The sequence below is a fragment of the Moorena sp. SIO3B2 genome, from assembly GCF_010692525.1.
Lineage (GTDB): Bacteria > Cyanobacteriota > Cyanobacteriia > Cyanobacteriales > Coleofasciculaceae > Moorena > Moorena producens.
Window position 1 is genome coordinate 1 of sequence record NZ_JAAHHE010000427.1, and the last position, 4699, is coordinate 4699.

A 4699-nucleotide genomic window follows, 5' to 3' on the forward strand; every position below is an offset into this window, starting at 1 on the left:
CCTTTGCTGTCAGATAGTCTGCTGATTGTGCCATTACCTGTAAGAATTCCGCATCCACTAACTCGCGGTTGCTATTAAGAAGTTGGACTTCTTTGCCCTTGGGACAAGTTAGGAGTTGGTGGAGCAAGTTGAGGTATGCTTGTTTTCTTTGTTTGTCCATTGTTTATTACCCCTGGGTCAGCTGTCAGCCTTCAGCTGTCTTGGTTGTGGGAGCATGTAACTTATGCAGAACATTTGTACTAAATCTTTAGCCCCCTCATTGGTTTAAGCTTGCTCTGATGGTACATAGTTGATCTGTTCTGCAACTTTGAGTTGCTTCCTTTGGTTGTTACTTATATAATAGTATTTTATAAATAGTATTTTAGACACGCTTATCCTGCCTGAGATATCAACAATGGAAGAACTAAAAAATAAAGTTGCATTAATTACTGGTGCTAGTTCTGGTATTGGTCGAGCAACGGCGATCGCCTTTGCCAAAGAAGGTGCAAAAGTTGTGGTTGCTGCCCGTCGAAGTAAAGAAGGAGAAGAAACGGTTGATTTAATCAAAAAAGTAGGTGGAGAAGGTATTTTTATCCAAACTGATGTCACTCAAGAAGAACAGGTTAAGAATTTAGTCGAAAAAACCGTTGAAATCTATGGTCATCTTGATTGTGCTTTTAATAATGCTGGTTTCGCTGTAGGAAATCCAATTACTGAAGAAACAGTAGAAAATTATGACCAAGTCTTTAATGTCAATGTTAAAGGGGTATTTTTATCTCTGAAATACGAACTATCCTATATGTTAAATCATGGAGGGGGAGCAATTGTTAATTGTGCTTCTATTCTAGGTTTGGTTGCTTTAGCACCAATATCTCTTTATACCGCTAGTAAACACGCAGTATTGGGCTTAACTAAAACAGCGGCTTTAGAGGTGGCACAGTCTAACATTCGTGTTAATGCCGTATGTCCCGGTGTAATTGACACAGACATGGCTCGTCCTTTCTTCCCTATTCCTTTCTATCAAGAGTTTATTAAAAAACATCCTATGGGTCGAGTAGGCAGAGAAGAAGAAGTTGCCAATGCTGTAGTTTTTCTGTGTTCAGATAAAGCATCTTTTATTACAGGAGAATTTTTAGCTGTAGATGGAGGTTTTCTCGCTCAATAGATGTAGGAGCTGTAAGCATGCAGCGGTCAGCGGTCAGCGGTCAGCGGTCAGCGGTCAGCTCAGAGGGCTCCCCCAAAGGTGGTGCGTACGGGGCGGATTATCCCGATCCGGGCGTTGAGGCCAAAAATCAGAGGCTTTCCGCCCCTAACGCACCCTACGTAACTACTCATTTCTAAATTCTAAATTCTAAATTCTAAATTCTAAATTCTAAATTCTTCATTCTTCTTCATCTGACTGCTCTGACGGAGGCAAAAGTAGAGGATTTCCTTGATATTCCGCTGCTTTATCCGTAGGTAAACGACGCACTAAGTCAAATTGGATTAATTTATCTAAAATCGGTAAAATTTGACTAAACTCTTGAACTTTCATCCGCTTGAGTTCATCCATGGTTATGTTTTCATCGGATAGCACCCCTTTTTCTAAAACTAACTCAAGCACATAATAATCTTCAGCACTCAATTTTGCATGAATGCGCAGTTGTTGACTGACATCTTCTAAACCTTGCTGAAAGACGTCTGGTGTAATCTTGTCTGCTTTCAGTTCCGCTGCTTTCAGTAATACATAACTACCAATGCGATTAAACCAACGGGGTATCCCCTCGGAACGTTCACACAAATTGTTAGCAGTTTCTAGAGTGAAGGGATAAACGCTATCAGGATTAATTGGGTCTTTACTAGTTTCTCTAATCCGGGCGCTAGCAAGATAGTTAATTAACATTTGATAAGTAGTGGGTTGGTCTAAGGCTTTAATCTCTAATGCTAAATCAAATAATCCTCGTTCACCGATCAAAAGCTCCTGAGTCAACCCGGAAGGATGACCAGTCAAAATAAACCAAGCATCACCTTTGAGCATGCCTTGAGCATTGTGCAATAGTTGACGCACTCGGTCTGGGTCTTGTTTATCTAAATCATCGATAGCAATCACCACACGACTATACTTTTCCAGCGCCCTTTCCAATAAGTCTTGAAAGGTGAGGGTGGGAAACTTCGGAGCATTAACCGGTTTGGATTCCGCTTCAATGCTTCCCCCAAACCCGGCAAATTTTCCCTCTAACTTGGTCTTGGTTTTGCGAGTCGATTCACTCATCAATCCCATGTTGTTTAACAGTTGTTGCGCCCACTCATCCTCTGGCATATGTCGAGCTAGGGCAATCAAAGCAGCGGTTGCTAAATCAGTTTCAAAGGGTAGACTGATATAGGTAGCGAGAGTATCTTCGGTGTTCCGCTGTAAAACTCCCAATACTTCTAAAATAAATGCTGTTTTACCAATACCAACGGGACCATAGACTAATATCCGCTTCCGTTCACGACCCTGCAATAAGTTAAATATCTTGCTTAACTCCTGGGTGCGACCTGTAAAAACTTGCTCTAGGTTTGACTGCAAGCTGGAAGCACTTTCAGAAAAAGGAATTTCTTCAAGATTCCAGTTAGCAAAATTTTGTTTTGTTTTCTTCCAAAGTTTATCAGCTTCACTCATGGCTATGGCTTGGGTTTAATTTTTTTAATTTGTTTATCTTTGATTTTGCTAATAGTTGGAATATTTCTTGAATATTATCAATTTTTTGGTTATCCTTAAGTTTATGATAAATATCACAAGCCTGGGTTAATTCTTGTCTAGCATCGTCGATAAATCCAAGGGAAATCATTAGTCTCCCTAATCCCGTTTTGCAGGCAGCTATTCCTTCTTGATTTTTGATATAGTCGTAGATGCGCAGAGCGTCCCGGTAATGGATGCGGGCTTTGTCTAGGTTCATCATTAAATGATGGGTGCGGGCAATGTGGTATATTGCATCTGCACGGGCTTCTAGGTTTTCGGTTTGGCGATAGATAGCCAGACTTTGCTCTAAACGGGATAATCCATCATACCAGCTTCCTCGCTGAACCAGTAGTTTACCAATATTAGTTTGAACGTCTGCCCAATCTTCGGGAAACGCTTCACGGGTGTAGATTTCTGAAGCATTTTGATAGGATGCGATCGCATTTTTCAGATTTTCTGCACTATTTCCGAGTATTCGCTTACTGTAGACATTACCCAGGTTATTTTGAACAATTGCCCAATCTTCGGGGAAGTCTTGTTTGGTGATAACTTCCAAAGCTAGTTGGAATGCTTCTATAGCAAGTTCGAGATTATCAGGCCTATTTCCACGGATTCTGTTACCGTAGGCATAGCCCAGGTTATATTGAGTGTTTGCCCAATTTTCAGGAAAGTCTGGTTTAGTAAGAACGGATAAAGCTAGTTGGTATGCTTCGATAGCATGTTCGAGATTATCCGCCTTATCTCCACGGATTCTGTAAATGTAGGCAATACCCAGGTTATTTTGAGTGTTTGCCCAATTTTCAGGAAAGTCTGGTTTAGTACGAACGGATAAAGCTAGTTGGTATGCTTCTATGGCCAGTTCTAAATTATCAGCTTTGTCTCCATTGATTCTGTTACTGTAGGCAATGCCCAGGTTATATTGAGTGTTTGCCCAATCTTCAGGGAAGTCTGGTTTAGTACGAACGGATAAAGCTAGTTGGTATGCTTCTATGGCCAGTTCTAGATTATCAGCTTTATCTCCATTGATTCTGTTTCTGTAGGCAATGCCCAGGTTATATTGAGTTATTGCCCAATTTTCGGGAAAGTCTGGTTTAGTCCAAACGGATAAAGCTAGTTGGTATGCTTCTATGGCCAGTTCTAAATTATCAGCTTTGTCTCCATTGATTCTGTTAATGTAGGCAATGCCCAGGTTATGGTGAAGGTTTGCCAAATTTTCCGGCTTACTCTGATTAGTAAACACTGTTAGTATCGTTTCGTAACCAGCAATAGCAATTTCCATGTTATTGGCTTTCTTCCCTAGTGTAAAATCGCTAATAAAGTTGCTAAATTCACCAATAACTGTAGCCATAATTTTTGCTATTTTTGGCTCCGCTTCTGAGAGTTTAGAACTTGCCCAGGTTTGTAAGATATCGATAAAGTTATGATCGAGTTTGTCTAGGTTTGCTTCCAGGAGTGGATAGACTACTTTCGGATCACTATTGCTTTCGCTAGTTGCTAGCAATACCTCTTTAAAAAATTCTAGATAGTCTTGGTCTGAAGCATTAACTAAGGTAGGGGATTCTGAAATTCTCTCTAAAAGGTCACTCCTGAGACTACCTAAAAATTCAGCAGCATTTTGGTTGCCATCTGCTGCTAGTTTTTCTGCTTCTTGTGCCATTACCTGCAATAACTCTGCATCCACTAACTCGCGGTTGCTCTCAATAATTTGGATTTCTTCACCGCTGGGACAAGTTAGCAGTTGCTGGATCAAGTTGAGGTATGCTTGTAGTCTTTCTTCGTCCATTTTTATTTATTCAGCTATTAGCTATCAGTGCTCAGCGGTCAGCTATCAGTTTGATATGGTGGTGCGTTACAGGACGGACTCTTCCAAGATTAACTACCGATAAAATGAGGCCGAGCCCGTCCCTAACGCACCATACGCCTACTCTTTTCCCCCCTTTTTTTAAGGGGGGTTAGGGGGGATCAAAACTCCCATTAATAACTTCTATAAGTATAGCAATTAATAAAAAAATTCGGTCA

Annotated in this window: 4 protein-coding genes; 2 read left to right on the forward strand and 2 right to left on the reverse strand. The window is 40.8% G+C overall.

Annotated features, from left to right (window positions below):
* The first annotated feature begins 394 nt into the window (after nt 1-394).
* Together F6K38_RS35320 and F6K38_RS35325 are read left to right on the forward strand one after the other, a co-directional pair.
* Complete coding sequence (locus tag F6K38_RS35320) at nt 395-1144, forward strand: SDR family oxidoreductase (protein WP_008184943.1); 750 nt, start codon at nt 395-397, stop codon at nt 1142-1144.
* Nucleotides 1145-1161: 17 nt separating this feature from the next.
* Nucleotides 1162-1320, forward strand: a complete 159-nt coding sequence (locus F6K38_RS35325) for a hypothetical protein (RefSeq protein WP_154659810.1) — start codon at nt 1162-1164, stop codon at nt 1318-1320.
* A 40-nt stretch (nt 1321-1360) separates the two neighbouring features.
* Here the strand turns inward: F6K38_RS35325 and F6K38_RS35330 are convergent, their stop codons facing one another.
* Together F6K38_RS35330 and F6K38_RS35335 are read right to left on the reverse strand one after the other, a co-directional pair.
* Entirely contained in the window at nt 1361-2620 is a 1260-nt protein-coding gene (locus tag F6K38_RS35330) for an ATP-binding protein (protein ID WP_287359751.1), read from the reverse strand.
* Complete coding sequence (locus F6K38_RS35335) at nt 2613-4463, reverse strand: tetratricopeptide repeat protein (protein ID WP_287267498.1); 1851 nt, start codon at nt 4461-4463, stop codon at nt 2613-2615. Before F6K38_RS35335 ends, F6K38_RS35330 begins: the two co-directional genes overlap by 8 nt.
* Nucleotides 4464-4699 lie beyond the last annotated feature (236 nt).

Excerpts from the sequence above, each read along its gene's own strand:
- F6K38_RS35320 (WP_008184943.1), top strand. The coding sequence starts at position 395 with ATGGAAGAACTAAAAAATAAAGTTGCATTAATTACTGGTGCTAGTTCT.
- F6K38_RS35325 (WP_154659810.1), top strand. The coding sequence starts at position 1,162 with ATGCAGCGGTCAGCGGTCAGCGGTCAGCGGTCAGCGGTCAGCTCAGAG.
- F6K38_RS35330 (WP_287359751.1), bottom strand. The coding sequence starts at position 2,620 with ATGAGTGAAGCTGATAAACTTTGGAAGAAAACAAAACAAAATTTTGCT.
- F6K38_RS35335 (WP_287267498.1), bottom strand. The coding sequence starts at position 4,463 with ATGGACGAAGAAAGACTACAAGCATACCTCAACTTGATCCAGCAACTG.